This is a genomic window from Kitasatospora sp. MY 5-36 (assembly GCF_001182915.1).
Classification (GTDB): domain Bacteria; phylum Actinomycetota; class Actinomycetes; order Streptomycetales; family Streptomycetaceae; genus Kitasatospora.
Genome location: NZ_LFVW01000014.1, coordinates 1 through 26,034, shown reverse-complemented (window position 1 = coordinate 26,034; position 26,034 = coordinate 1). Strand labels below are relative to the sequence as shown.

The following is a 26,034-nucleotide window of genomic DNA, read 5'->3' as shown; positions in this document are numbered from 1 at the left end:
TCAGTCCTCCTGGTGGGAAAGGGTGGTGGTGCCGTCGGTGTCGCCGACGGCCTCGGTGATCCTGGCGGCCAGGACCGGTCCGATCTGGGCCAGCGAGCCGGCCTGGGTCATCCGGTCGTGCCGGGTGGTGATCTCGTGGGACTCGATCCGGCCGGTGACGTAGGGGCGCCAGGTCTCGGGCCCGGCGTTGTCCTCGGCGCGGTCGATCGTGGAGTTGAACAGCAGCAGGTCCCCGTCGAAGCCGCCGGGGACGAAGTCGACCGCCAGCTTCGAGTTGTTGATCATGATCTCGACGATCACCTCGACCTGCCGCTCGGTCAGGCCGGCCAGCGCACTGCCCCGGCGGTTCAGCACCTCGGCGACCTCGGCGTAGGTGATCTCCCGGTCGCCCAGCTCGTCCGGGTCGACGTCGAGCACGCCGACGAGCACGTCCCGCACGGTGGGCACCGGAGCCACCTCGAACCGCACCTCCTTCACCGGGTAGGCGTCGAGGATCGCCAGCAGTGCGGTCCGTTCGCCGCGCGACTGCAGCTCGCAGGCGAGCGCGTGGGCGATCAGCCCGCCGGCGGACCAGCCGAGCAGCAGGTACGGGCCCTCCGGCTGGATCTTCTGGATCTGGTCGGCGTAGTCCGCCGCCATCTCCTCGTAGGAGGCCGGCAGGGGTTCGGGCCGGCCGAGGCCCCGCGCCTGGATGGCGTAGACCGGGTGCTGCGGGCCGAGGTGGTTCAGCAGTCCGCTGTACGACCAGCTGATGCCGCCGCCGGGGTGGACGCAGAACAGCGGCGTCCCGGTCCCGGTCGAGCGCAGCGGCAACACCACGTCCAACGCGTCCTCGGGGTCGTCCATGAGCAGGCGCTCGGTGAGACCGGCCACGGTCGGCGCCTCGAACAGCATCCGCAGGCCCAACTCCAGGCCGAGGGTCTCGCGGACCCGGGAGGCCAGCCGGGCGGCCAGCAGCGAGTGCCCGCCCAGGTCGAAGAAGTTGTCGTCGATGCCCACCTGCTCCCGGCCGAGCACCTCGGCGACGAGGCCGCACAGCAGCTGCTCCTGCGGCGTCCGGGGGCCGCGCCCGGCGGTCGAGGACCCGTACTCGGGGGCGGGCAGGGCGGCCCGGTCGAGCTTGCCGTTGGCGGTCAGCGGCAGCGCGTCCACGGTGACGAACGCCGCCGGCACCATGTAGTCGGGCAGGTCGCGGCGCAGTCGGCCGGACAGCTCGCCCGCCTCGGGCGCCCCCTCCGGGGCGGGCACCAGGTAGGCGACCAGCCGCTTGTCCCCCGGCCGGTCCTCGCGGGCGACGACGGCCGCCTGGGCGACGCCCGGGCAGCCCGCCAGGACGGCCTCGATCTCGCCGGGCTCGATCCGCAGGCCGCGCAGCTTGACCTGGTGGTCGGCGCGTCCGGCGAAGTCCAGCGTGCCGTCGGTCCGCCAGGACGCGAGGTCGCCGGTGCGGTACATCCGGCTGCCGGACGGCCCGTACGGGTCGGCGGTGAAGCGCTCCGCCGTCAGGCCGGCCCGTCCGAGGTAGCCGCGGGCCACGCCCGTCCCCGCGAGGTACAGCTCGCCGACCATGCCGGTCGGCACCGGGCGCAGCCGCTCGTCGAGCACGTAGGCGCGCATGTTCGCCATCGGCCGGCCGATCGGCACGGTCGCGGCGTGTTCGGGGAGGTCGTCCACCGGGTGCCGCGTGGCCAGGGTGGTGGCCTCGGTGGGCCCGTAGCCGTTGACCACCTCGATGCCGGGGCAGGCCTCCCGCACCCGGGCGACGGCGGCCGGGGAGACCACGTCGCCGCCGGTCCACACCTCGCGCACCCCGGCGAGCAGGCCCGGGCGCTCCTCGGCGACCAGGCGGAACAGTCCGGCCGTGAGCCACAGTCCGGTCACCCCGTGCGCGGTGATGGTGTGCTGGAGCAGGTCGAGGTCGAGCTGCTCCGGCGGCGCCACGACGACCCGGCCGCCGTTGAGCAGCGGCACCCACAGCTCGTAGGTGGAGAGGTCGAAGGCCGTCGGGGAGTGCATCAGCACCCGCGCGTGTCCGCCGCCCCGCCACTCGGGGGTGAGCGCGAGGCCCACCACGTCGCGGTGGGTGACGGCCACGCCCTTCGGCCGGCCGGTCGAGCCGGAGGTGTACATGATGTACGCCAACTGCTCCGGCGCACAGGGGACTTCGACCTCGAACGGATCGGCGGCCGCGGACCGCTCCAGTGCGGTGAGCACCTCCCGGGTGAGCACCAGCGCGGCCCCGCTCTCCCGCAGGATCAGGTCGACCCGGGAGGAGGGGAAGCGCGGGTCGAGCGGCACGTAGGCGCCGCCGGCCTTGATGATCGCCAGGATCGCCACGACCAGCTCCGCCGAACGGTCCAGCATGACCGCGACCGGTGTCTCCGGCCGTACGCCCTGGCGGATCAGCGCCCGCGCCAGGCGGGCGGCCCGCTGGTCGAGCTGCGCGTAGGTCAGCTCGGTGCCGCCCGCCACGACCGCGACCGCCTCCGGGATGGCCCGCACCTGGCGGGCGAACAGCTCCGGCACCGCGGCCCGGGGCAGCTCGGCCGCGACGCCGGTGGACCCGGCGAGCAGTCGGCGGCGCTCCTCGGCGGGCATGATGTCGATCCGGCTGATCGGCCGGTCCGGGTCGGCGACCGCCGCGCGCAGCAGCCGGGCCAGGCGCTCGAACAGCAGCTCCACGGTGGGCGCGTCGAACAGGTCGGTGGCGTACTCCACCGCGCCGACCAGGCCGTCGGGGACGCCGTCCGGGCCGAACCGCTCGGCCAGGCTGAAGGTCAGGTCGACCCGGGAGGTGCCGGTCGGCGCCGCCAGGTGGCCGGTCTCCAGCCCCGGCAGCGCGAACTCGCCGACCGGCGCGTTCTGCAGGGCCAGCATGATCTGGAACAGCGGGTGGTGGGCCAGCGACCGCGCGGGGTTGACCACCTCGACCAGGTACTCGAACGGCACGTCCTGGTGGTCGTACGCGCCGAGCGCCTTCTGCCGGACCCGGCCGAGCAGTTCGGCGAAGGACGGGTCGCCGCAGGTGTCGGTGCGCAGCACCAGGGTGTTGACGAAGAACCCGACCAACTCGTCCAGCGCCTGGTCGGTCCGGCCGGCGATCGGGCTGCCGACCGGGATGTCCGTGCCGGCGCCGAGCCGGGTGAGCAGGGCCGCGAGTCCGGCCTGGAGCACCATGAACATGCTGGCGCCGCGCGCGGCGGCCAGGTCCCGCAGGGCCTGGTGCAGTTCGGCGTCGAGCCGGACCGCGACCCCGTCGCCGCGCTGGGAGGCCACCGGCGGCCGCGGCCGGTCGGCGAGCAGCTGAAGTTGCTGCGGGACGCCGGCCAGCTCCTCCTTCCAGTAGGCCAGTTGCCGGGCGAACAGGCTGTCCGGGTCGGCGGCGTCGCCGAGCAGATCGCGCTGCCAGGCGCTGTAGTCGGCGTACTGCACCGGCAGCGGGGACCACTGCGGGGCCTCACCGCGGCAGCGGGCCGCGTAGGCCGCGGCGAGGTCACCGGAGAGCGGGCCCATCGACCAGCCGTCGGCGGCGATGTGGTGCACCACGACCAGCAGGGCGTGCCGGTCGGGGGCGAGGGCGTACAGCTCCGCCCGGACCGGCGGCTCCGCGGCCAGGTCGAAGCCGCACCCGGCCGTCTCCGCCAGGCGCCCGGCCAGGGCGCTCTCGTCGATCTCCACCACCGGCAGTGCGGGGCGCGCCTGCTCGGCGCTCAGCACGACCTGGTACGGCACGCCGTCCGTCTCACGGAACACCGTCCGCAGGCTCTCGTGCCGGGCCACCACGTCCGCGAGCGCGGCGTGCAGGGCCGGGCGGTCCAGCTCGCCGGTCAGGCTCAGCGCGAGCGGCATGTTGTAGGTGGCGCTCGGTCCGTCCATCCGGTGCAGGAACCAGAGACGGCGCTGGGCGAAGGAGAGCGGCACCCGGTCGGGGCGGGCCTGGGCGGTCAGCGCGGGCCGCGCCACTCCGGAGCCGTCCAGGCGGGCGGCCAGCCCGGCCACGGTGGGGGTCTCGAACAGCGTCCGGACCTCCAGCTCGGCGCCGAGGGTCGCCCGGACCCGGGAGGCCAGGCGGGTCGCCAGCAGGGAGTGCCCGCCCAGGTCGAAGAAGCCGTCGTCGACGCCGACCGCGGGCAGGCCCAGCACCTCGGCGAACAGCTCGGCGAGGAGCTGCTCCTGCGGGGTGCGCGGCGCCCGTCCGACCGCGACCGGGCCGAGGTCGGGGGCGGGCAGAGCACGGCGGTCGAGCTTGCCGTTGGCCGTCAGGGGCAGCTCCTCCAGCGCCACGAACGCCGAGGGGACCAGGTAATCGGGCAGCCGGTCCCGCAGCCAGTCGCGGAGTTCGCCCAGGAGGGCGCTGGTGCCCCGGTTTCCGGTCGGGCGGTTGGTCAGCGAGGACAGCGGCGCACCCGTGGCCCGGGCCGGCCGGTACGCCTCGACCGGGGAGCCGTGGAGCGCCCGGGGGTCGGTGAAGACGACGTCCACGGCGTCCGCCGCGGTGGCCGACCAGGTGACGGCCACCGGGCGGCCGAACTCCGAGCCGAGGGCGTGGAAGTCCTCCGGGTCGGGCAGGTCGGCGTCCTCCGGGGCGTGCAGGCGTTCCAGCAGCTCGGCGAGCGAGCCGTCGCCGTCCTGCACCGCCCGGGCCAGTGCGGCCTCCCGCGCCACCCGGCTGTTCGGCACCCCGGTGATCCGCAGCGCTCCGAGGGGCGACTGGCCGAGCAGCTCGCGCAGTTCGGCCGGTCCGGCGACCTGCCGGCCCCAGGCCAGTTCGACGGACCGCTCCGGGGCCGCCGGGGTGACCGGCGGCTTGTGCAGCGTCACGTCGTAGCGGTAGCGGGTCAGCTCGTTGTGGTGGCGGCCGCGCTTGACCTCGACGACCGCCGTGCCGATGTCCGTACCGTGCTCCCGCAGGGCGGTGAAGAAGTCCGGGTCGACCAGGAGCTCCTTCTCCACCCGCAAGGCCTGCTCCACCGTGCGGCGCACCGACGTGAGGTCGGCGGCCTCGGCGGCCCGGTGGAGCTGGACGGCGGTGGCCAGCGGGCGCAGCAGCCGCAGGTTGCGGACGTCGCCGACGAAGAGCGCGCCGCCGGGGGCCAGCAGCCCCATCAGCTTCCCGATCACGTCGGCGAGGTAGTCGGCGGACGGGAAGTACTGCACCACCGAGTTGATCACGATGGTGTCGAACTCCCCGGCCGGGAGCCCGTCGGTGTCGTGCGCCGGGCGGGTCTGCAGGACGACCCGGCCGGCCAGCTCCTCCTGGCCGGCCACCTGGGCGGCCAGCGCGTCGATCGCGGTGGCGGAGAAGTCGGTCGCGAAGTACGTCTCGCAGTGCGGTGCGACCTGCGACAGGATCAGGCCGGTGCCGACGCCGACCTCCAGCACCCGGCGGGGGCGCAGGGCCAGGATGCGGGCCACCGTGGCGTCCCGCCACTCCCGCATCTGCTCGACCGGAATCGGGCTGGCGTCGTAACTGCTGTTCCAGCCCACGAAGTTCTGGCCGAAGCCGGCGTCCTCGGGAACGATCGGCAGGGCGTCGTAGATATCCTGCCACTCACCCACGTGGTCCGCTTCCAGGGCGCTGTCGCGGGCCTCCTCCTGGCGGGGGACGACGTAGCCGATGAGCCGGTCGTCCTGGGCGAGGACGGCGGCCCGGGCGACGGCGGGGTGCTCGGCCAGGGCCGTCTCGACCTCGCCGGGCTCGACCCGGAAGCCGCGCACCTTCACCTGCTCGTCGGCGCGGCCGACGTACTCCAACTGCTCGTCACCGAGCCAGCGGACCAGGTCGCCGGTGCGGTACATCCGCTCCCCCGGCTCGAACGGGCAGGCCACGAACCGGCCCGCCGTCAGGCCCGGCCGGTCCAGGTAACCCCGGGCCAGACCCGCACCGGCGACGTACAGTTCGCCGGGCACGCCGGGCGGCACCGGCCGCAGCCGGTCGTCCAGCACGTACACCCGGGCGTTGGCGATCGGCCGGCCGATCGGCGGCACGCCCGCTCCCGCCGTCAGCGGGTCGCTCATCGTCGCGCAGACCGTCGTCTCCGTCGGGCCGTACGCGTTGATCATCCGCCGGCCCGGCGCCCAGCGCGCGACCAGCTCCGGCGGGCAGGCCTCACCCGCCACCACCAGCGTCGACACCGCCACCGAGCCCTCCGGCACGGCGGCCAGGACGGACGGCGGCACGGTCACATGGGTGACCGCGATGCCCGGGTCGGCCAGCGCCGCGACCGGGTCCGCCGCCGGAGGCAGCACCAGGGCCGCGCCGCGCAGCAGGGCGGTGTAGATCTCCGACACCGACGCGTCGAAGCTCGGCGAGGCGAACTGCAGCACCCGGCTGCCGGGTTCGATCGCGAACCGCTCGATCTGGGCGGCGACCAGGCTCGCCACACCGCCGTGGGGAACCACGACGCCCTTGGGGCGGCCGGTCGAACCCGAGGTGTAGATCACGTACGCCGGATTCCGGACGTCGAGAGCGACCTCCGGGTCGGTCTCCGGCCCGTCGCCCCCGGCCACCACGGCGGGGTCGTCGACCAGCAGCGCCGGGCGGGCGTCCGCCAACATGAAGTCGATCCGCGCCCGCGGGTACGCCGGATCCACCGGCAGGTACGCCGCCCCGGCCTTCAGGACGCCCAGAACGGCGACCACGGCTTCCACCGAGCGCGGCAGCGCCACCGCCACCAGCTGCTCCGGACCCACCCCCCGCGCGATCAGCGAGTGCGCGAACCGATTGGCCCGGGCGTTCAATTGACGGTACGTCAGCTCAACGTCGCCCCGGACGAGGGCGACCGCGTCCGGCGTCGCCGCCACCTGCGCCGCGAACGCCTGCGGCACCGGAACAGCGGCCACCTCGCGGGCGGTCGCGTTGCCCCGCTCCAGCAGCCGGTGCCGCTCCTCGCCGTCGAGGAGGTCGACCGCGCCGATCGACCGCTCCGGGTCGGCGGTGACGGCCTCCAGCAGGAGCGTCCAGCGCCGTACCAGGGCCTCGACCGTCGAGCGGTCGAACAGGTCGGTGGCGTACTCCGCCGCGCCGACGATCCCGGCCGGGCTCCCGTCCGGACCGAACTGCTCGACGAGGCTCACCCCGAGGTCGAACTTGGCCGTTCCGGTGGCCACCGCGTAGGTGGCCACCTCCAGGCCCGGCAGCGAGAACCGGCCCATCGGGGCGTTCTGCACGGCCAGGATGGTCTGGAACAGCGGGTGGTGCGACAGCGACCGGGACGGGTTCAGCACCTCGACCAGGTGCTCGAACGGCACGTCCTGGTGGGCGTACGCCGACAGCGCCGCCTCTCGCACCCGCCCGAGCAGTTCGGTGAAGCTCGGATCGCCGCTGGTGTCCGTCCGCAGCACCAGGGTGTTCACGAAGAACCCGACCAGCTCGTCCAGTGCCTCGTCGGTCCGACCCGCGATCGGCGAACCGATCGGGATGTCCGTGCCCGCGCCGAGCCGGGTGTACAGCGCCGCCAGCGCCGCCTGCAGCACCATGAACAGGCTGGTGCCCGTGGTCCGCGCCAACTCGGTCAGCGCGGTGTGCAGTTCGGGGCTCAGCTCCAGGCCGACGTGGTCCCCGTGCCAGCCGGCGACGGCCGGCCGCGGCCGGTCGGCGGGCAGTTGGAGCAGCTCCGGCAGGTCGGACAGCTGGCGCTTCCAGTAGTCGAGCTGCTCGGCGAACCGGCTCTGCGGGTCGGCGGCGTCGCCGAGCAGGTCGCGCTGCCAGAGCGTGTAGTCGGCGTACTGCACCGGCAGCTCCGACCAACCGGGCGCGCGGCCCGCGCTCCGGGCGGCGTACGCCTCGGCGAGGTCGCGGGCCAGCGGGCCGGTGGACCAGCCGTCACCGGCGATGTGGTGCATCACCAGCAGCAGCACGTGCTCGTCCGGCGCGACCGCGAACAGCTCCGCCCGCAGCGGCGGCTCCGCCGCCAGGTCGAAGGGCCGCCGGGCGAACTCGGCGAGCCGGCCGTGCAGTTCATCCTGCGGGACCTCGGTCAGCCCGGCCCGGGGCCGGGCCTCGGCCGGGTCCAGGACCCGCTGGCACGGGACGCCGGCCACCTCCGGGAAGACCGTCCGCAGGCTCTCGTGCCGGGCCGCCACGTCGGCCAGCGCCTCGTCCAGCGCCGCCTGGTCGAGCGTCCCGGTCAGCTGGAGGGCCAGCGGGATGTGGTACGTCGCCGCCGCGCCGTCCATCCGGTGCAGGAACCAGAGCCGGCGCTGGGCGAAGGACAGCGGTACGGCCTCCGGCCGCTCCCGAACGGCCAGCGTCGGGCGTGCACTGCCCGCCTCGGCCAGCGCCCCGGCCAGACCCGCCACCGTGGACGTCTGGAACAGCGTGCGCAGCCCCAGCTCCACGCCGAGCACCGAGCGCACCCTGGCGGCCAGCCGGGTGGCGAGCAGGGAGTGCCCGCCGAGGTCGAAGAAGTCCTCGTCGACCCCGACCTGGGGCCGGCCCAGCACCTCGGCGAACAGCTCGCAGAGGATCTGCTCCTGCGGGGTGCGCGGCGCCCGGCCCGCCGCCGTGGGCACGGACTCGGGCGCGGGGAGCGCCGCCCGGTCCAGCTTCCCGTTCGGCGTCAGCGGCAGCGCCTCCAGCAGCACGAACGCGGACGGGACCAGGTAGTCCGGCAGGCGCTCGCGCAGGTGCGCCGCCAGCTCCGCCGGACGGGCGGAAGCGCCGGGCCTCGGAACCACGTAGCCGACGAGGCGCTCGTCCCGGGCCAGGACCGTCGACTGCGCGACGGCGGGGTGCCCGGCCAGGGCCGCCTCGATCTCGCCGAGTTCGATCCGGAAGCCGCGCACCTTCACCTGGTCGTCGGCGCGGCCGACGTACTCCAGCTCACCGTCGGCGCGCCGAAGCACCAGGTCTCCGGTGCGGTACATCCGCTCCCCCGGCTCGAACGGGCAGGCCACGAACCGCCCGGCCGTCAGGCCCGGCCGGTCCAGGTAACCGCGCGCCAGACCCGGACCGGCGACGTACAACTCCCCCTGCACACCCGGCGGCACCAGGCGCAGCCGGTCGTCCAGCACATACACCCGGAAGCCCGCGACCGCACGGCCGATCGGCGGCGCACCCGCTCCCGGCGCCAGCGGGTCGCTCATCGTCGCGCAGACCGTGCTCTCCGTCGGGCCGTACGCGTTGATCATCCGTCGGCCGGGCGCCCAGCGCGCCACCAGCTCCGGCGGGCACGCCTCCCCCGCCACCACCAGGGTGCCGGCCGTGACCTCGGCGCCGTCCACGGCCGCCAGGGCCGAGGGCGGCAGGGTCACATGGGTGACGCCGAGCCGGCGGTCCGTCAGCGACTCCAGCGGCGCGTCAGCCGAGGCCAAGATGAGGGCGGCGCCGCTGAGCAGGGCGCTGCACACGTCCCAGAACGACGCGTCGAAGCTGGGCGAGGCGAACTGCAGCACCCGACTGCCCGGCCCGACGCCGAGGCGCTCGACCTGCGCCGCCGCGAGTCCCGACACACCGCCGTGGCTGACCACGACGCCCTTGGGACGCCCGGTCGAACCCGAGGTGTAGATCACGTACGCCGGGTGCCGGACGTCGAGAACGACCTCCGGGTCGCTCTCCGGCCCGTCGCCCTCAGCCACCATGGCGGGGTCGTCGACCACCAGCACCGGCCGGGCGTCCGCCAGCATGAAGTCGATCCGCGCCCGCGGGTACGCCGGGTCCACCGGCAGGTACGCCGCTCCGGCCTTCAGCACACCGAGGACCGCCACCACCGACTCCACCGAGCGCGGCAGCGCCACCGCCACCAGCTGCTCCGGGCCCACGCCCCGGGCGTTCAGCGCGTGAGCGAACCGGTTCGCCCGGGCGTTCAGCTCCCGGTACGTCAGCTCGGCCTCGCCGCAGACCAGCGCGACCTCGTCCGGCTCTGCCGCCACCCGCGCCGCGAACAGCTCCGGCAGACTCACCCGGGCCGCCCCGCCGTCGACGGCGGGCAGCAGCTCGTGCCGCTCCTCGGCCGACAGCAGGTCGACCGCGCCGATCGGCCGCTCGGGCGCGGCGGCCACCGCGGTCAGCAGCCTGGTCCAGCGGGCGACCAGGGCCTCGACCGTCGAGCGGTCGAACAGGTCGGTGCTGTACTCCACCGCGCCACTGAGCCCGGCCGGCGCACCGTCGGGCCCGTGCTCCTCCGCGAACCCGAAGGTCAGGTCGAGCCGCGCGGTCCCGGTGAGCACGTTCACCCCGGAGACCCGGACGCCCGGCAGTTCGAAGTCGCCGCCCGGCGCGTTCTGGACGACCAGCCCGGTCTGGTACAGCGGGTGGTGGGAGAGCGAGCGGGACGGGTTCAGCGCCTCCACCAGGTGCTCGAACGGCACGTCCTGGTGCGCGTACGCCGACAGCGCCGTCTCCCGGACCCGCCCGAGCAGTTCGGTGAAGCTCGGGTCGCCGCTGGTGTCCGTCCGCAGCACCAGGGTGTTGATGAAGAACCCGACCAGCTCGTCCAGCGCCTCGTCGGTCCGGCCCGCGATCGGCGAGCCGATCGGGATGTCCGTGCCCGCGCCCAGCCGGGTGTACAGCGCCGCCAGCGCGGCCTGCAGCACCATGAACAGGGTCGCACCCGAGCGTCGCGCCAACTCCACCAGTGCCGCGTGCAGTTCGGCGTCGAGCCGGACGTCCAGCAGGTCGCCGCCGTACGACATGGCGGCCGGGCGCGGCCGGTCCGCGGGCAGCGGGAGCTGCTCGGGCAGCCCGGCCAGTGCCTCCTTCCAGTAGGCGACCTGGCGGGCGAACAGGCTGTCGGCGTCGTGCTCGTCGCCGAGGATCTCGTGCTGCCACAGGGTGTAGTCGCCGTACGTGACCGGCAGCGGCGGCCAGGCCGGCGCCCCGCCGCCCTGGCGGGTGGTGTAGGCGGTGGCCAGGTCGCGGGCCAGCGGGCCCATGGACCAGCCGTCCCCGACGATGTGGTGCATGACCAGCAGCAGCACGTGCTCGTCCGGCGCGACCGCGAACAGCTCCGCCCGCAGCGGAACTTCCGAGGTCAGGTCGAAGCCGCGCACCGCGGCCTCGCGCAGCAGCGCGGGCACCTCCGCCTCGCCGGCCGCGCGGACGGTCAGCGGGACGGCGGCCTCGGTGCTGTCCAGCACGCGCTGGAACGGGATTCCGGCGGTCTGCGGGAACACCGTGCGCAGCGTCTCGTGCCGGGCCACCACGTCGGCGAGCGCGGCGCTCAGCGCGGCCCGGTCGAGGCGGCCGGACAGCCGCAGGGCCAGCGGCATGTGGTACGTGGCGCTGGGCGCCCCGAACTGCTGGAGGAACCAGAGCCGGCGCTGGGCGAAGGACAGCGGCAGCGGTTCCTCCCGGCGCGGCCTGGGCACCAGCGCCTGCCGCGCGGTGCCGGCGTCGTGCAGCCCGGCGGCCAGCCCGGCGGCTGTCGGGGTCCGGAACAGGCTGCGCAGCTCCAGCTCGACCCCGAGGGTCGCCCGGACCCGGGATACCAGCCGGGTGGCGAGCAGCGAGTGCCCGCCCAGCGCGAAGAAGTCCTCGTCGACCCCGACCCGGGCCAGGCCCAGCACCTCGGCGAACAGCTCGCACAGGATCTGCTCCTGCGGCGTGCGCGGCGCCCGGCCCGTCTCCCTGGCAGTGGCCTCGGGCGCGGGTAGCGCCGCCCGGTCCAGCTTCCCGTTCGGCGTCAGCGGCAGCGCGTCGAGCAGCATGAACGCGGACGGCACCAGGTAGTCCGGCACCCGGCCGCGCAGGTACGCCGTCAGCGCCGCCGCGGTCGCCCCGCTCCCGGCCGACGGGACGACGTACGCGACGATCCGGTCCTCGCGGGCGAGCACCGCGACCTGGGCGACGCCCGGGTGGGCGGTCAGCTCGGCCTCGATCTCGCCCGGTTCGACCCGGAAGCCGCGCACCTTCACCTGGTGGTCGACCCGGCCGGCGAACTCGAGCTCCCCGTCGGCCCGCCAGCGGACCAGGTCGCCGGTGCGGTACATCCGGCTGCCCGCCGGACCGTACGGGTCGGCGACGAAGCGTCCGGCGGTGAGCCCGGGCCGGTTCAGGTAGCCCCGGGCCAGACCCGCCCCGGCCAGGTACAGCTCGCCCAGCACCCCGGGGGCGACCGGACGCAGGGCCGAATCCAGCACATAGACGCGGCAGTTGGCGATCGGGCGGCCGATCGGCACCGGCAGCGGGCAGTCCGCCGGGTCGGCCGGCAACGGGTAGGCGGTGATCACATGGGTCTCGGCGGGGCCGTAGTGGTTGTGCAGCACCCGGCCGGGCCGACGGCCCTGGAAGCGGCGCACCGCACCGCTCAGGCGCATCGCCTCACCGGCCTGGGCGACCAGCCGCAGGTGCGGCAGCTCCAGCCCGGCCTCCTCGGCGGCCTCGGCGAGCGCCTCGACCACCAGGTTGGGCGCGAACAGCTCCTCGACCTCGTGCCGGTCCAGCCAGTGGGCGAACAGCTCGGCGCTGCGGCGCTGCTCCTCCGTCGGCACCACCAGGGTCTTGCCGTACAGCAGCGCGGAGAGCATCTCCTGCACCGAGACGTCGAAGCTGATCGCGGTGAACTGCGCGGTGCGCGTGCCGGGTTCGCCGCCGACGGCCTCATGGTGCCACTCCAGCAGGTTCAGCAGCCCGGCGGCGGGCATCACCACGGCCTTGGGCCGGCCGGTGGAGCCCGAGGTGTAGATGACGTAGGCCGGGTGCCGTGCGTCCACGGTGACGACGGGGTCGGTCTCCGGGCGGTCCCCGTCCGGTGTGACGGCCGCGAGGTCGTCGAGCACGACGGCCGGCCGGGCGTCCTCCAGCATGTACGCGATGCGGGCGGCCGGGTAGTCCGGGTCGACCGGCAGGTACGCCGCGCCCGTCTTGAGCACGGCGAGGACGGCGACCACCAGCTCGGCCGAGCGCGGCAGCCGCAGGGCGACGGTCTGCTCCGGCCCGACGCCCCGCGCGATCAGCGCGTGCGCCAGCCGGTTGGCCCGGGCGTTCAGCTCGCCGTACGTGAGCACGGTGGACTCGAACACCACGACCGGGGCCTCCGGGGTCGCCCGGACCCGCGCCTCGAACAGGGCGGGCAGGCTCTCGACGGGCACCGGGCGGGCGGTGTCGTTGCGGGCGACCAGCAGCTCGTGCCGCTCCTCGGCGGTGAGGACGTCGATCCGGCTCAGCGGCCGGTCCGGCTCGGCGACCACCGCCGCCAGCAGCCGCAGCCACCGGGCGAGCAGCGTCTCCACCGTGGCGTGGTCGAACAGGTCGGTGCTGTACTCGACCCGCCCGACGATGCCCTCGGCCGGCCCGCCGGTGCCACCGTGCTCCAGCAGGTGGAAGCCGAGGTCGAACATCGCGGTGGGCGTGCGCACCAGGAGGATCTCGGAGTCCAGACCGTCCAGCGCGAACTCGGTGCGGGGCACGTTCTGCAGCGCGAGCAGCACCTGGAAGAGCGGCTGGCGGGTGAGCGACCGGGCCGGGTTGAGGGCCTCGACGACGTGCTCGAAGGGCAGGTCCTGGTGGGCGTACGAGCCGAGCGCGCCCTCCCGGACCCGGCCGAGCAGCTCGGCGAAGGTCGGGTCGCCGCTGGTGTCGGTGCGCAGCACCAGGGTGTTGACGAAGAAGCCGACGAGGTCGTCCAGCGCCTGGTCGGTCCGGCCGGCGATCAGGCTGCCGACCGGGATGTCGGTGCCCGCGCCGAGCTTGTCCAGCAGCGAGGCCAGGGCGGCCTGCAGCACCATGTAGACGCTGGCGCCGTGCTCCCGGCCCAACCGGACCAGTCCGGCGTGCAGTTCGGCGTCCAGTTCGACGTCGAGGTGGCCGCCGGCGTAGGACGGGGTCGCGGGGCGGTGGCGGTCGGCGGGGAGCCGGAGCTGCTCCGGCAGGCCGGCCAGTGTCCGCGTCCAGTGGTCCGCCTGGCGGGCGAACAGGCTGTCCGGGTCCGCCGCGTCGCCGAGCAGGTCGCGCTGCCAGAGCGTGTAGTCGGCGTACTGCACGGGCAGCGGCGCCCACCGCGGCTCCTCGCCCCGGCGGCGGGCCGCGTACGCGGTGGCCAGGTCGGCCGCCAGCGGGCCCAGCGACCAGCCGTCACCGGCGATGTGGTGCATCACCAGGAGCAGCACGTGCTCCTCCGCCGAGAGCCCGAACACCTCGGCGCGCAGCGGCGGTTCGGCCGCGAGGTCGAATCCGCGCGCCGCTGCCGCCGCCAGCCGTTCCGGCAGGGCCGGTTCGTCGACCGGGGTGACCGACAGCGTCGGGCGTGCCGCTCCGGTGGGCAGCACCTGCTGGTGGGGAACCCCGTCCACGGCCGGGAAGACGGTGCGCAGGGTCTCGTGCCGGGCACTGACGTCGCCCAGCGCCGCCTCCAGCGCCGCCAGGTCCAGCGGTCCCGAGAGCCGCCACGCGAGCGGCATGTTGTAGACGGAGTCGGCGCCCTCCAGCTGGCGCAGGAACCACAGCCTCCGCTGGGCGGACGACAGCGGCACCAGCGCGGGCCGCTCCGCCTGCTCCAGGGCGAGCCGGGCCCGGCCGGCCCCGCCGAGGCCGGCGGCCAGCCCGGCCACCGTCGGCGTCTCGAAGAGGGCGCGCAGCTCCAGTTCCACCCCGAGGGCGGCCCGCGCCCGGGCGACCAGCCGGGTGGCGAGCAGGGAGTGCCCGCCGAGGTCGAAGAAGTCGTCGTCGGCCCCGACCTCGGCCACGCCCAGCATCTCGGCGAACAGCTCCGCGAGGACCTGCTCCTGCGGGGTGCGCGGCGCGCGGCCGGTCGTCGGCGCGGTGTGGACGGGTGCGGGCAGCGCGCGCCGGTCCAGCTTGCCGGTGGCGGTCAGCGGCAGGCTCTCCAGGGCGACGAAGGCGGTCGGGACCATGTACTCCGGCAGTCGCTCGCGCAGGTGTGCCCGCAGCTCCTCCGGCCGGAGTTCCGCCCCGGTGACGGCCACCGGGTAGGCGACCAGCCGCGCGTCCCCGGCCCGGTCCTCCCGGACCGTCACGGCGACCTGGGCGACCTGCGGGTGTTCCGCCAACGCCGCCTCGACCTCGCCGAGTTCGATCCGGAAGCCGCGCACCTTCACCTGGTCGTCGGTCCGGCCGAGGAACTCCAGGTTCCGGTCGGCGCCCCAGCGGACCAGGTCGCCGGTGCGGTACATGCGCGTGCCGCTCGGACCGAACGGGTCCGCCACGAAGCGTCCGGCGGTGAGGCCCGGCCGGTTCAGGTAGCCGCGGGCCAGGCCCGCCCCGGCGAGGTACAGCTCGCCCGCCACGCCCGCGGGCACCGGGCGCAGCGTGCTGTCGAGGACGTACAGCCGGAGGCCCCCGAGCGGCCGGCCGATCACCGGGCGCGGACTCGATCCCAGCGGTGCGACGACGGCGTCCACCGTGCATTCGGACGGCCCGTAGTAGTTCAGGCAGGACACGCCCTCGACGGCCCGCAGCCGCTCCCACAGTCGGTCCGGAACGGCCTCCCCGCCCATCGAGACCACCGAGGGACGGCGCTCCGGGTCGTCCAGGAGTCCCCGGGCGACGAGCTCGTGCAGGTAGGACGGGGTGGCGTTGACGTAGTCCAGCCCGGCGCGCCTGACGTAGTCGACGAAGGCGTCCGGGTCGGACCAGGTCGCCTCGTCCAGGACGTGCAGTTCGTGGCCCGCGTACAGGCTGGACAGCTGGTCGCAGGAGGCGTCGAACGACACCGAGGTGGTCAGCCCGATGCGCAGCCGCTCCTTCGTCCCCCGGGGGAACAGCAGCGGACGCTGGCTGACGAAGAGGTTGAGCAGGCCGCCGTGGGTCGACAACACGCCCTTCGGCCTGCCGGTGGAACCGGAGGTGTAGATCACGTAGGCCGGGTGCCCCGGGTCGATGGCGACCAGCGGGTCCGTCGCCGGGCAGTCGGCCACCAGGGCGGCCGTCGCCGGGTCGTCGAGCACCAGCCACCCGGCCGGACCGGCCTCCGGCAGCCCGTCCCGGGTCCGGGCGTCGGTCACCACCAGGACCGGGCCTGCGTCGTCCAGCATGTGCCCTATCCGCGCGGCCGGGTACTCGGGATCGACCGGCACGTAGGCCGCCCCGGTCCGCAGCACGGCGAGGATCGCCACGACCAGTTCGGCCGACCTCGGCAGGGCGACCGCCACCAGGCGCTCCGGCCTCGCGCCCCGCGCGATCAGGGCGTGCGCCAGCCGGTTCGCCCGCGCGTCCAGCTCCTCGTACGTCAGCGAGACGTCCCCGCTCACCAGCGCCACCTGGTCCGGCGTCGCCCGCACCTGCGCCCGGAACAGCTCCGGCACGCTCGCGGCCGGGAGCTCCACCTCCGGTCCGGTGCCCAGGGCCGCCAGGTCGCCGTGCTCCTCGGCGGAGAGCAGGCCGTACCGGCTGAGCCGCCGCCGCGGGTCGGCGACCACGGCGCGGAGCAGCCGCTCCAGGCGCCCGAACATCGTCTCGACGGTGGCCGGGTCGTAGAGGTCGCCGGCGTACTCGACGAGCCCGTCGATCCCCTCCGGGGAACCGTCCGGCGCCTGCCGCTCGGACAGGGTGAAGATCAGGTCGAGCTTGGCGGTGGTCGTCGTCAACGGCATGTCGTCGACGTTCAGCCCGGGCGGCGCGAAGTCGGCCCGGGGCGCGTTCTGCAGCACCAGCATGACCTGGAACAGCGGGTGGTGCGCCAGCGAGCGCACCGGGTTGAGGGCTTCGACCAGGTGCTCGAACGGCAGGTCCTGGTGGGCGTACCCGGCCAGCGAGGTGTCCCGGACCCGGTCCAGCAGTTCGGCGAAGGTCGGATCGCCCGAGGTGTCGGTGCGGAAGACCAGGGTGTTGACGAAGTAGCCGACCAGCTCGTCCAGCGCCTGGTCGGTCCGGCCGGCGACCGGGCTGCCGACCGGGATGTCGTCGCCCGCGCCGAGCTTGCTCAGCAGCGCCGCCAGGCCGGCCTGGAGGACCATGAAGAGACTGGTGCCGTGCTCGCGGGCGAGCGCGCGCAGCGCACGGTGCAGTTCGGCGTCCAGTCCGGCGTGCACGAAGCCGCCCCGGTGCGAGGCGGCCGCCGGGCGGGGCCGGTCGGCGGGCAGCTGGATCCGCTCCGGGAGGCCGGCCAACTGCCCTGTCCAGTAGGCCGCCTGGCGGGCGAACGGACTGTCCGGGTCGGTGGAGTCGCCGAGCAGCTCGTGCTGCCACAGGGTGTAGTCGGCGTACTGGACCGGCAGGCCGTCCCACCGCGGTGCCCCGCCGCGGCAGCGCGCCGCGTAGGCGGCGGTCAGGTCCTGCGTGAGCGGGCCCAGCGACCAGCCGTCACCCGCGATGTGGTGGAGCACCAGCTGGAACACGTGCTCGTCCGGCGCCAGTTCGAACAGCTCGACCCGCAGCGGCGCGTCGGCCGCCAGGTCGAACGGCCGGTCCTTCGCCGCCGCCATCAGGGTGGACAGCCCGGCCTCCGTGGTCCGGCTCACGAGCAGCCGCGGGCGGGCCGCCACGACGTCCAGCACCCGCTGGTGCGGGACGCCGTCGACGGCCGGGAAGACGGTCCGCAGGCTCTCGTGCCGTCCGACCACGTCCGCCAGGGCGGCCTCCAGCGCCCGCCGGTCCAGCTCCCCGGACAGGCGCCAGGCCAGGGCGATGTGGTAGTTCGCGCCGGCGCCCTCCAGCTGGTGCAGGAACCAGAGCCGCCGCTGCGCGAAGGACAGCGGGACCGCCTCGGGGCGCTCGCGCCGCACCAGGGCGGTCTGCGCCGGTCCGGCCGCCACCAGGGCGGCGGCCAGGCCGGCCGGGGTCGGCGCCTCGAACAGGGTGCGCAGCGGCATCTCCACGCCGAGCGTCGCGCGGATCCGGGCGGCCAGGCGGGTGGCGAGCAGGGAGTGCCCGCCGAGGTCGAAGAAGCCGTCCTCGACGCCGGCCGACGCCACGCCCAGGACCTCGGCGAACAGCTCGCAGAGCACCTGCTCCTGCGGGGTGCGCGGGGCGCGGCCGGCCGACGCCGGGGCGAGGTCGGGGGCGGGCAGGGCCCGGTGGTCCAGCTTGCCGTTGGCGGTCAGCGGCAGCGCGTCCAGCTCGACGAACGCCGAGGGCACCATGTGCTCCGGCAGCCGCTCGGAGAGGTGCTCGCGCAACTCGGCCGGGCGCGGTTCGGCGCCCGGTGCCGGGACCAGGTAGGCGACCAGCCGGGTGTCGTCGGCGCGGTCCTGCCGGGCGAGGACGGCGACCTGGCCGACGCCGGGGTGCGCGGCCAGCGCCGCCTCGATCTCGCCGAGCTCGATCCGGAAGCCGCGCACCTTCACCTGCTGGTCGGCCCGGCCGACATAGCTCAGGCCGCCGTCGGCGGCCCGGCGCACCACGTCGCCGCTGCGGTACATCCGCGATCCGGCCGGTCCGAACGGGTCCGCGACGAACCGTCCGGCGGTGAGGCCGGGCCGGTTCAGGTAGCCGCGCGCCAGGCCGGGGCCCGCGACGTACAGCTCGCCGGGCACGCCCGGGGCCACCGGCCGCAGGCCGTCGTCGAGCACGTACGTCCGCAGGTCCGGGAGGGCCGCGCCGATCCCGCCGGCGCCGGTGCCGGACCGGTCGAGCGCCGCGTACGTGACGTGCACGGTGGTCTCGGTGATGCCGTACATGTTGACCAGCCGCGGCGCGTCCTCCGGGTGCCGCTCGTACCAGCTCGCCAGCCGGGCGTGCTCCAGCGCCTCGCCGCCGAACACGACGGTGCGCAGGGCGAGTTCACGCGGCTGCTCGGCGTCCGACTGCATCAGCTGGTAGAAGGCGGACGGCGTCTGGTTGAGGACGGTCACCCGCTCGCGGGCGAGGAGTTCCAGGAAGCGGCCGGGCGAGCGGCTGGTCTCGTGGTCCACGACCACCAGGCGGCCGCCGTGCAGCAGCGGGCCCCACAGCTCCCAGACGGAGAAGTCGAAGGCGTAGGAGTGGAAGAGCGTCCAGACGTCCTCGGCGGTGAAGCCGAACAGCTCCTCCGTCGTCCGGAACAGGCGCACCACGTTGCGGTGCGGGACCACGACGCCCTTGGGGTTGCCGGTGGAGCCGGAGGTGTGGATGACGTAGGCGGCATGGCCGGGGTCGACGGCGACCCCCGGGTCGGTGTCCGGGAGCCCGTCCAGGTCGGCGGAGTCCAGCAGCAGCCGGTCCAGGTGGTCCGCCCCCGGCAGCTCGACAGCGCTCGTGGTGACGAGCAGCGCGGGCCGGGTGTCCTGGAGCAGGTAGGAGATCCGGGCCGCCGGATACGTCGGGTCCACCGGCACGTAGGCGCCGCCGGCCTTGAGCACCGCGAGGACGGCCACGACCAGGTCCGCCGAGCGCGGCAGGGCCAGGGCCACCAGCTGCTCCGGCCCGACGCCCCGCTCGATGAGCGCGTGCGCGAGCCGGTTGGCGCGGGTGTTCAACTCGCCGTAGGAGAAGATTACTTCACCGTCCGTGAGGGCGACGGCGGCCGGGTCGGCCCGGACCTGCCGCTCGAAGAGCGCGGTCAGGCTGCTGCCCGGCGCGTCCTCCTCGGTACGGGCCGGGAGCAGCGCGCGGAGCTCGTCGGCGGACAGCACGTCCACCCGGCCGATCCGTCGGCCCGGGTCGGCGACGACGGCGCGCAGCAGCCGCAGCCACCGGTCGACGATCCCCGCCGCGGTGGCCTCGTCGAACAGGTCGGTGCTGTACTCCAGGACGCCCGAGAGGCCCTCGGGCTGTTCGGCCAGGATGAAGGTCAGGTCGCACTTGGCCGTCCCGGTGTGCACCAGGTCGGTCGTCACCCGCAGCCCGGGCAGGTCGACGGTGTCGAGCGGCGCGTTCTGCAGGGCGAGCATGGTCTGGAACAGCGGGTGGTGCGCCAGGGTGCGGGTCGGGTTCAGCGCCTCCACCAGGTGCTCGAACGGCACGTCCTGGTGGGCGTACGCGGCCAGCGCGTCGGAGCGCACCCGGCCCAGCAGTTCGGTGAAGGACGGGTCGCCGGAGAGGTCGGTGCGCAGCACCAGGGTGTTGACGAAGAAGCCGACCAGCTCGTCCAAGGCCTCGTCGGTACGGCCGGCGATCGGGGTGCCGATCGGGACGTCGCTGCCGGCGCCGAGCTTGCCCAGCAGGGCGGCCAGTCCGGCCTGGAGCACCATGAAGAGGCTGGCGCCGCCGTCGCGGGCGAGGTCGCGCAGGCCCTGGTGCAGCTCGGCGTCGATCCGCACCGGCAGGTGGGCGCCCCGGTAGGACATCACCGCCGGGCGGGGCCGGTCGAAGGGCAGCTCCACCTGCTCGGGCAGGTCCGCCAACCGCTCCCGCCAGTAGGCGAGCTGGCCGCTGAGCAGGCTGTCCGGGTCGGCGCCGTCACCGAGCAGCTCCCGCTGCCAGAGGGCGTAGTCGGCGTACTGGACGGGCAGTGGCGACCACTGCGGCTTCGCGCCCCCGGTGCGGGCCGCGTAGGCGGTCCGCAGGTCCCGCAGGAGCGGCCCCGCCGACCAGCCGTCACCGGCGATGTGGTGCACCACCAGCAGCAGCACGTGCTCCTCGGCGCCGAGCCGGAAGAGCTCGGCGCGCAGCGGCGGCTCCTCGGCGAGCTCGAAGCCGTACCGCGCCGCCTCTCCCAGCAGGTCCGGCAGCTCGCGCCCGCCGGCCTCGGTCACCCGCAGCCCCGGCCGGGCCTCGTCGGCTTCCATCACCCTCTGGCACGGCACGCCGTCGACCACCGGGAAGACGGTGCGCAGGCTCTCGTGCCGCTCGACCAGGTCCGCCAGGGCGGCGTCCAGGGCCCGCTGGTCGAGGGTTCCGCCGAGCCGCAGCGCCAGCGGGATGTTGTACGTGGCGCTCGGGCCCTCCATGCGGTGCAGGAACCACAGCCGGCGTTGCGCGAAGGACAGCGGGACGGCCGCGGGCCGCTCGCGCCGCCCGAGCGCCGGGCGGGCCCGGCCCGCGACGTCCACCGCCGCGGCCAGTCCCGCCACCGTCGGCGCGTCGAACAGGTCGCGTAGCCCCAGCTCCACGCCGAGCACCGACCGGGCCCGGGCGACCAGCCGGGTGGCCAGCAGGGAGTGCCCGCCGAGGTCGAAGAAGTCGTCGTCGGCGCCGGCCTCCGGTACGCCGAGCACCTCGGCGAACAGTCCGGCGAGCAGCTGCTCGGTCGCGGTGCGCGGGGCACGGCCCCGGTCGGTGGGCTGCCGGTCGGGCGCGGGGAGGGCCCGCCGGTCGAGCTTGCCGTTCGGCGTCAGGGGCAGGGCGTCCAGCAGCACGAAGGCCGAGGGCACCATGTGCTTGGGCAGCCGCTCCCGGAGGTGTTCGCGCAGGGCGGTGTCGGTGACCGTGGCGCCGGGCTCGGCGACGGCGTAGGCGACCAGCCGGGGCTCGTCCTCGGTGCGCACCACGGCGGCGGCCCCGGCGACCAGCGGGTGCTCGGCGAGCACGGCCTCGACCTCGCCGAGCTCCACCCGGAAGCCGCGGACCTTGACCTGGTCGTCGGTGCGCCCGAGGAACTCCAGCTGCCCCTCGGCGTTCCAGCGCACCAGGTCGCCGGTGCGGTACATGCGCGAGCCGACCGGACCGTACGGATCGGCGACGAACCGCCCGGCGGTGAGGCCCGGCCGGTTCAGGTAGCCGCGGGCCAGGCCGGGCCCGGCGATGTACAGCTCGCCGGGCGTGCCGGCCGGCAGCGGCCGCAGGGCGCCGTCGAGCACGTGCAGCCGGACGTTGGTGGCGGGCCGGCCGATGACCGGGAGCGGGCTCGACCCCACGGAGGCGACCACCGGGTTGACGGTGCACTCGGACGGTCCGTAGAGGTTGAGGCAGGACACCCCGTCCGCCGCCCGCAGCTCCGCCCACAGCCGATCCGGGACGGCCTCGCCGCCGGCCGCGACCACCGCCGGGCGCCGGTTCCCGTCGCCCAGGAGCCCGTGGGCGACCAGGACCTGGAGGTAGGACGGGGTGGCTTCGACGTAGTCCAGCCCGTGGCGCGCCGCGTAGCCGACGAAGGCGTCGGGGTCGGTCCAGGTCTCGTGGTCCAGGACGTGCAGCTCGTGGCCCGCGAACAGGGCGAGCAGCTGGTTCCACGAGGCGTCGAACGACACCGACGTCGTCAGGGCCACCCGCCGCCGCGGCCGGTCGGCCGTCACCGGCGGGAGGTGGACCTGCCGGAGGTCGGTGAGCAGGTTGAGCAGGCCGCCGTGGGTCGGCGCCACGCCCTTGGGCCGGCCGGTGGAGCCGGAGGTGTGGATGACGTACGCCGGGTGGCCCGGGTCGACGGCCGCCATCGGGTCGGCCGGCGACTGGTCGTTCACCAGGTCGGCCGTCGCCGGGTCGTCGAGGACCAGCCGGTCGACGGAGCCCTCCCCCGGCAGCCGCGCCGCGCTGAGGGTGTCGGTCACCACCAGGGCCGGGCGGACGTCGTCGAGCAGGTGGGCGATCCGGGCGGCGGGGTACTCGGGATCGACCGGGACGTAGGCCGCGCCGGTCTTCAGCACCGCGAGGATCGCCACGACCAGTTCGGCCGACCTCGGCAGTGCCACCGCCACCAGCCGCTCGGGCCCGGCGCCCCGGGCGATCAGGGCGTGCGCCAGCCGGTTCGCCCGCGCGTCCAACTCCGCGTAGGTCAGCGACGCTTCCGGCCCCACCAGTGCGACGGCGTCCGGCGTGGCCCGCGCGTGCTTGCGGAACAGCTCCGGCAGGGTCTCGACCGGGAGTTCCGCCGTCGGCCCGGTGCCGAGGGCCGCCACCTCGCGGTGCTCCTCGGCGGTGAGCAGGTCGATCCGGGCCAGCGGCTCGTCCGGGTCGCAGTCCGCGACGGCGTCGAGCAGGGCGATCAGCCGCCGCTGGTGGGCGGCGAGGTCGTCCGCGCCGTACGCCTCGGGCGAGCCGTGCAGCCTGAGCAGCGGCGGGTTGCCGTCCCGGTAGTCGAACACCCAGACGGCCAGGTCGCTGGTCGACCCCGACACGAAGTGGTGCACGGAGGCGGGGTGCCCGGCGAAGGTCGGCCGGGAGTTGAACGCCATGATGTTGACGATCAGCGGGAACGCCGTCCCGATGCTGCCGGGGGCCCCGAGGTCCCGCAGCAGGTCCTCGCTCCGGTACCGCTCGTGCGCGACGGCCGTCTCGACCTCCCGCGCCGCCTGGGCCACGAGGTCGCCCCACGGCATGTCCGGTCGTACGGTCAGCCGCAGGGGCACCACGTTGGACATCGTGCCGGGCACCGCCGTCAGGTCGCGGTCGGCGGACCGGCGGGCCGTGACGGGGAGGGCGAGCACCACGTCCCGCGTTCCGGTCAGCCGGTGCGCGTAGAGCGCCGCCGCCGCGACCACCAGGCGGGACCAGCGGACGCCGGTCCTCGCCGCCGCGGCGCGCAGCGCGTCCGGGCGCCGCAGTTCCCGCTCCTCGGCCAGCCGCAGCGCGCGGTCCGGGTCGGTCGGGGCCGTGCGGGTCAGCCGGGTCGGTTCCGGCCGGTCCGCGAAGCGTTCCGTCCAGTAGTCGCGGTCGACGGTGAAGTCCGCCGACGCGCGGTAGGCGGCGTCGCTGTCGACCAGGTCCCGCAGCGGGCCGAACGGGGACGGCGGCACCGGGCCGCCGTCGGCCAGTGCCGAGTACACCTCGCCGACCCGCTGGCGCACCATGGAGCTGCTGATCGCGTCCAGCACCACGTGGTGGTAGTTCAGGTACCAGAGGTACTCGGTCGGCGACAGCTTGACCAGCGCGTGCCCGAACAGCGGGTCGCGCGCGAGGTCCAGCGGGCGCAGCAGGTCCCGCTCCATCCACTCCAGGGCCGCCGCACGGGGTTCGGGCTCCCCGCTGAGGTCCAGGTGGGCCGGTGTCCAGTCCCAGCTCTCTCGGAGGACCTGGCGCGGGCCCTCGCCGTCGTCGACGAAGGTCACGTGCAGGGCGTCGACCTCGTCGACCACCCGGCGCAGCGCCGTCTCGAACAGCTCCGGGTCCACCGGCCCGTGGATCTCCAGGCACTCGCCGACGCGGTAGCCGGGGATCGGTGTGCGGGAGCGTTGTTCGGCGAGCCAGATCTCGCGCTGGGCCCCGGTCAGGGGAAGGACGTCGCCGTCGCGACGGGACATGGGAAGACCTCCGGAAGAGTGTGGGCGGGCAGGCGCGCAGGACGCGCCGACTGCGGTGGCGTCACGCTGTCGGCGGGCGGAGCGGCCTGGTGGGTGGCGTCACGCTGTCGGCGAGCGGAGCGGCCTGGTGGGTGGCATCACGCTGTCGGCGAGCGGAGCGGCCTGGTGCGGTCAGGCGGCGAGTTCGCCGGCCTGGAGTCGCCAGAGGGATGCGTAGAGTCCGTGCCGGGCGAGGAGTTCGGCGTGGGTGCCCTGTTCGGCCACGACGCCGCCCTTGTCCATGACGTAGATCCGGTCCGCGTGGCGGACGGTGGAGAGCCGGTGGGCGATCACGACCATCGTGCGGTCGGCCGAGAAGGCCCGGAGCGTGCGCTGGATGGCGGCCTCGGTCTCGTTGTCGACGGCCGAGGTGGCCTCGTCGAGGACGACGACCGGCGCGTCCTTGAGGATCGCGCGGGCCAGGGCGATCCGCTGCCGCTGGCCGCCGGAGAGGGCGGCGCCGCGTTCGCCGATCACCGTGTCGTAGCCGTCCGGCAGCGTCGCGATGAACGTGTGGGCCTCGGCCATCGTGGCCGCCTCCACCAGGGCCTCGTCCGAGGCGCCGAAACTGCCGTAGCGGATGTTGTCGGCGATGGTGCCGTCGAAGAGGAAGGCGTCCTGGGCGACGAACCCGATCGCGTGGCGCAGGTCGCGCCGGCGCAGGTCGCGCACGTCCCGCCCGTCGAGCAGCACGCTGCCGGACTCCGCGTCCTGGAAGCGCATCAGCAGCTTGGCGACGGTGGTCTTGCCGGAGCCGGTGGCGCCGACGAGGGCGGTGACCTGCCCGGCGGGGATGGTCAGCGAGAGGTCCTCCAGGACCGGCGGCCGTCCGGGGTAGGCGAAGGTCACGCCGTCGAGGACGATCTCGCCCTTCACCGTCTCGACGTCGAGCGCTCCCCCGGTGCCCTCGGTCTCGACGGGCAGGGCCTCCAGCCGGTGGACCCGGTCGTAGGCGGCGAGCGTGCGCTGGTACTGGTCGACGATGCCGCCGAGCCGGTTCATCCGCAGCATCACCATCTGCGGCAGCCCGATCAGCGGGCTGAACACCTCGAACCGCAGGGTGCCGTCGAGCACCGAGCGGCCGCCGAGCAGCAGGGTGCCGGCCATCGAACTCGTCGTGCAGACCCGGACGACCTCGGCGTGCCGGATCGTGCCCCGGTCGGTCTGCCGGTTGCTCTCCTGGGCTTCCCCGCTGAGCCGGTCGATGCGCTCGGCCTCGTAGTCCTCGGTGCAGAAGCTCTTGACCGTGGCGCCGGCCTCCAGGGTGTTCACCAGCTGGCTGTGCAGCCTGGCCCGGCGCTCGCCGGAGACGGCGTAGTCGGTCGCGGCCCTGTCCTGGTAGCGGAGCGACAGCCAGGCGATGACCGGGATCGGCAGGAACGCGATCCAGGCGATCTGCGGGGCCAGCAGCAGGAACGCCGGCACCAACAGGGCCAGGCTGGTGCCCAGTTGCAGCACGTCGTTGGCCGAGGTGGCGAAGAAGCTGCCCAGCTGCCGGACGTCGTCGGTGAGCACGCCGGCGATCCGGCTGGTCCGCTCGCCTTCCAGCTGCCCCAGTTCGAGGTGCTGCACATGGGCGTAGGTGCGGCTGCGCCAGTCGTGCTCGATGTCCTGGCCGAGCCCGCGCCACTGGAGGTTCGAGGCGTACGAGAGGCCTGCCACGGCGGCACAGGCGACGGTCACCAGCCCTGCCAGGCCCCAGAGTTGGGCGGTGGCGGTGGTCAGCCCGAAGCGGACCAGCGGCGCGGCCTCGCCCTTGATGAGGACCAGGGCGGTCCAGCCGAGGAAGGTGCCGAGCGCCATCTCCGAGACCTGGCAGGCGACCGAGAGCGCGGAGGCCCGGTAGAGGCGCCGGCGGTGCGGCCCGACGACCTCCCGCAGCGGGTGCCGGCCGCTGCCGGACCCGGACAGCTCCCTGGTCCGCTCGACCGCTCGACGCCATGCCGTCCGGACGATGGCGGCCGTCGCGACGGCGACCCCGCCGAGCGCCACCAGCTGCCTGCTCAGCGCCGACCCGCGGATCAGCGCGAGGCCGGCCGCCGCCCCGCCGCCCACGGCGAGGAC

2 protein-coding genes are annotated in these 26,034 nt (G+C 74.9%); both read right to left on the bottom strand.

Features of this window, described 5'->3' with window-relative positions; all coding sequences use genetic code 11:
- Nucleotides 1–23,931 (bottom strand): non-ribosomal peptide synthase/polyketide synthase, encoded by a 23,931-nt coding sequence (locus AE652_RS01185; protein WP_049649154.1) that lies wholly within the window; start codon nucleotides 23,929–23,931, stop codon nucleotides 1–3.
- Between the two features lie 171 nt (nucleotides 23,932–24,102).
- Nucleotides 24,103–26,034, bottom strand: a 1,932-nt coding sequence (locus AE652_RS01180) for an ABC transporter ATP-binding protein (protein ID WP_049649153.1), incomplete at its 5' end; no start/stop codon positions are given.

What these genes read in the sequence shown, in the direction of transcription:
- AE652_RS01185 (WP_049649154.1), bottom strand. Translation starts at nt 23,931, where the DNA reads ATGTCCCGTCGCGACGGCGACGTCCTTCCCCTGACCGGGGCCCAGCGC.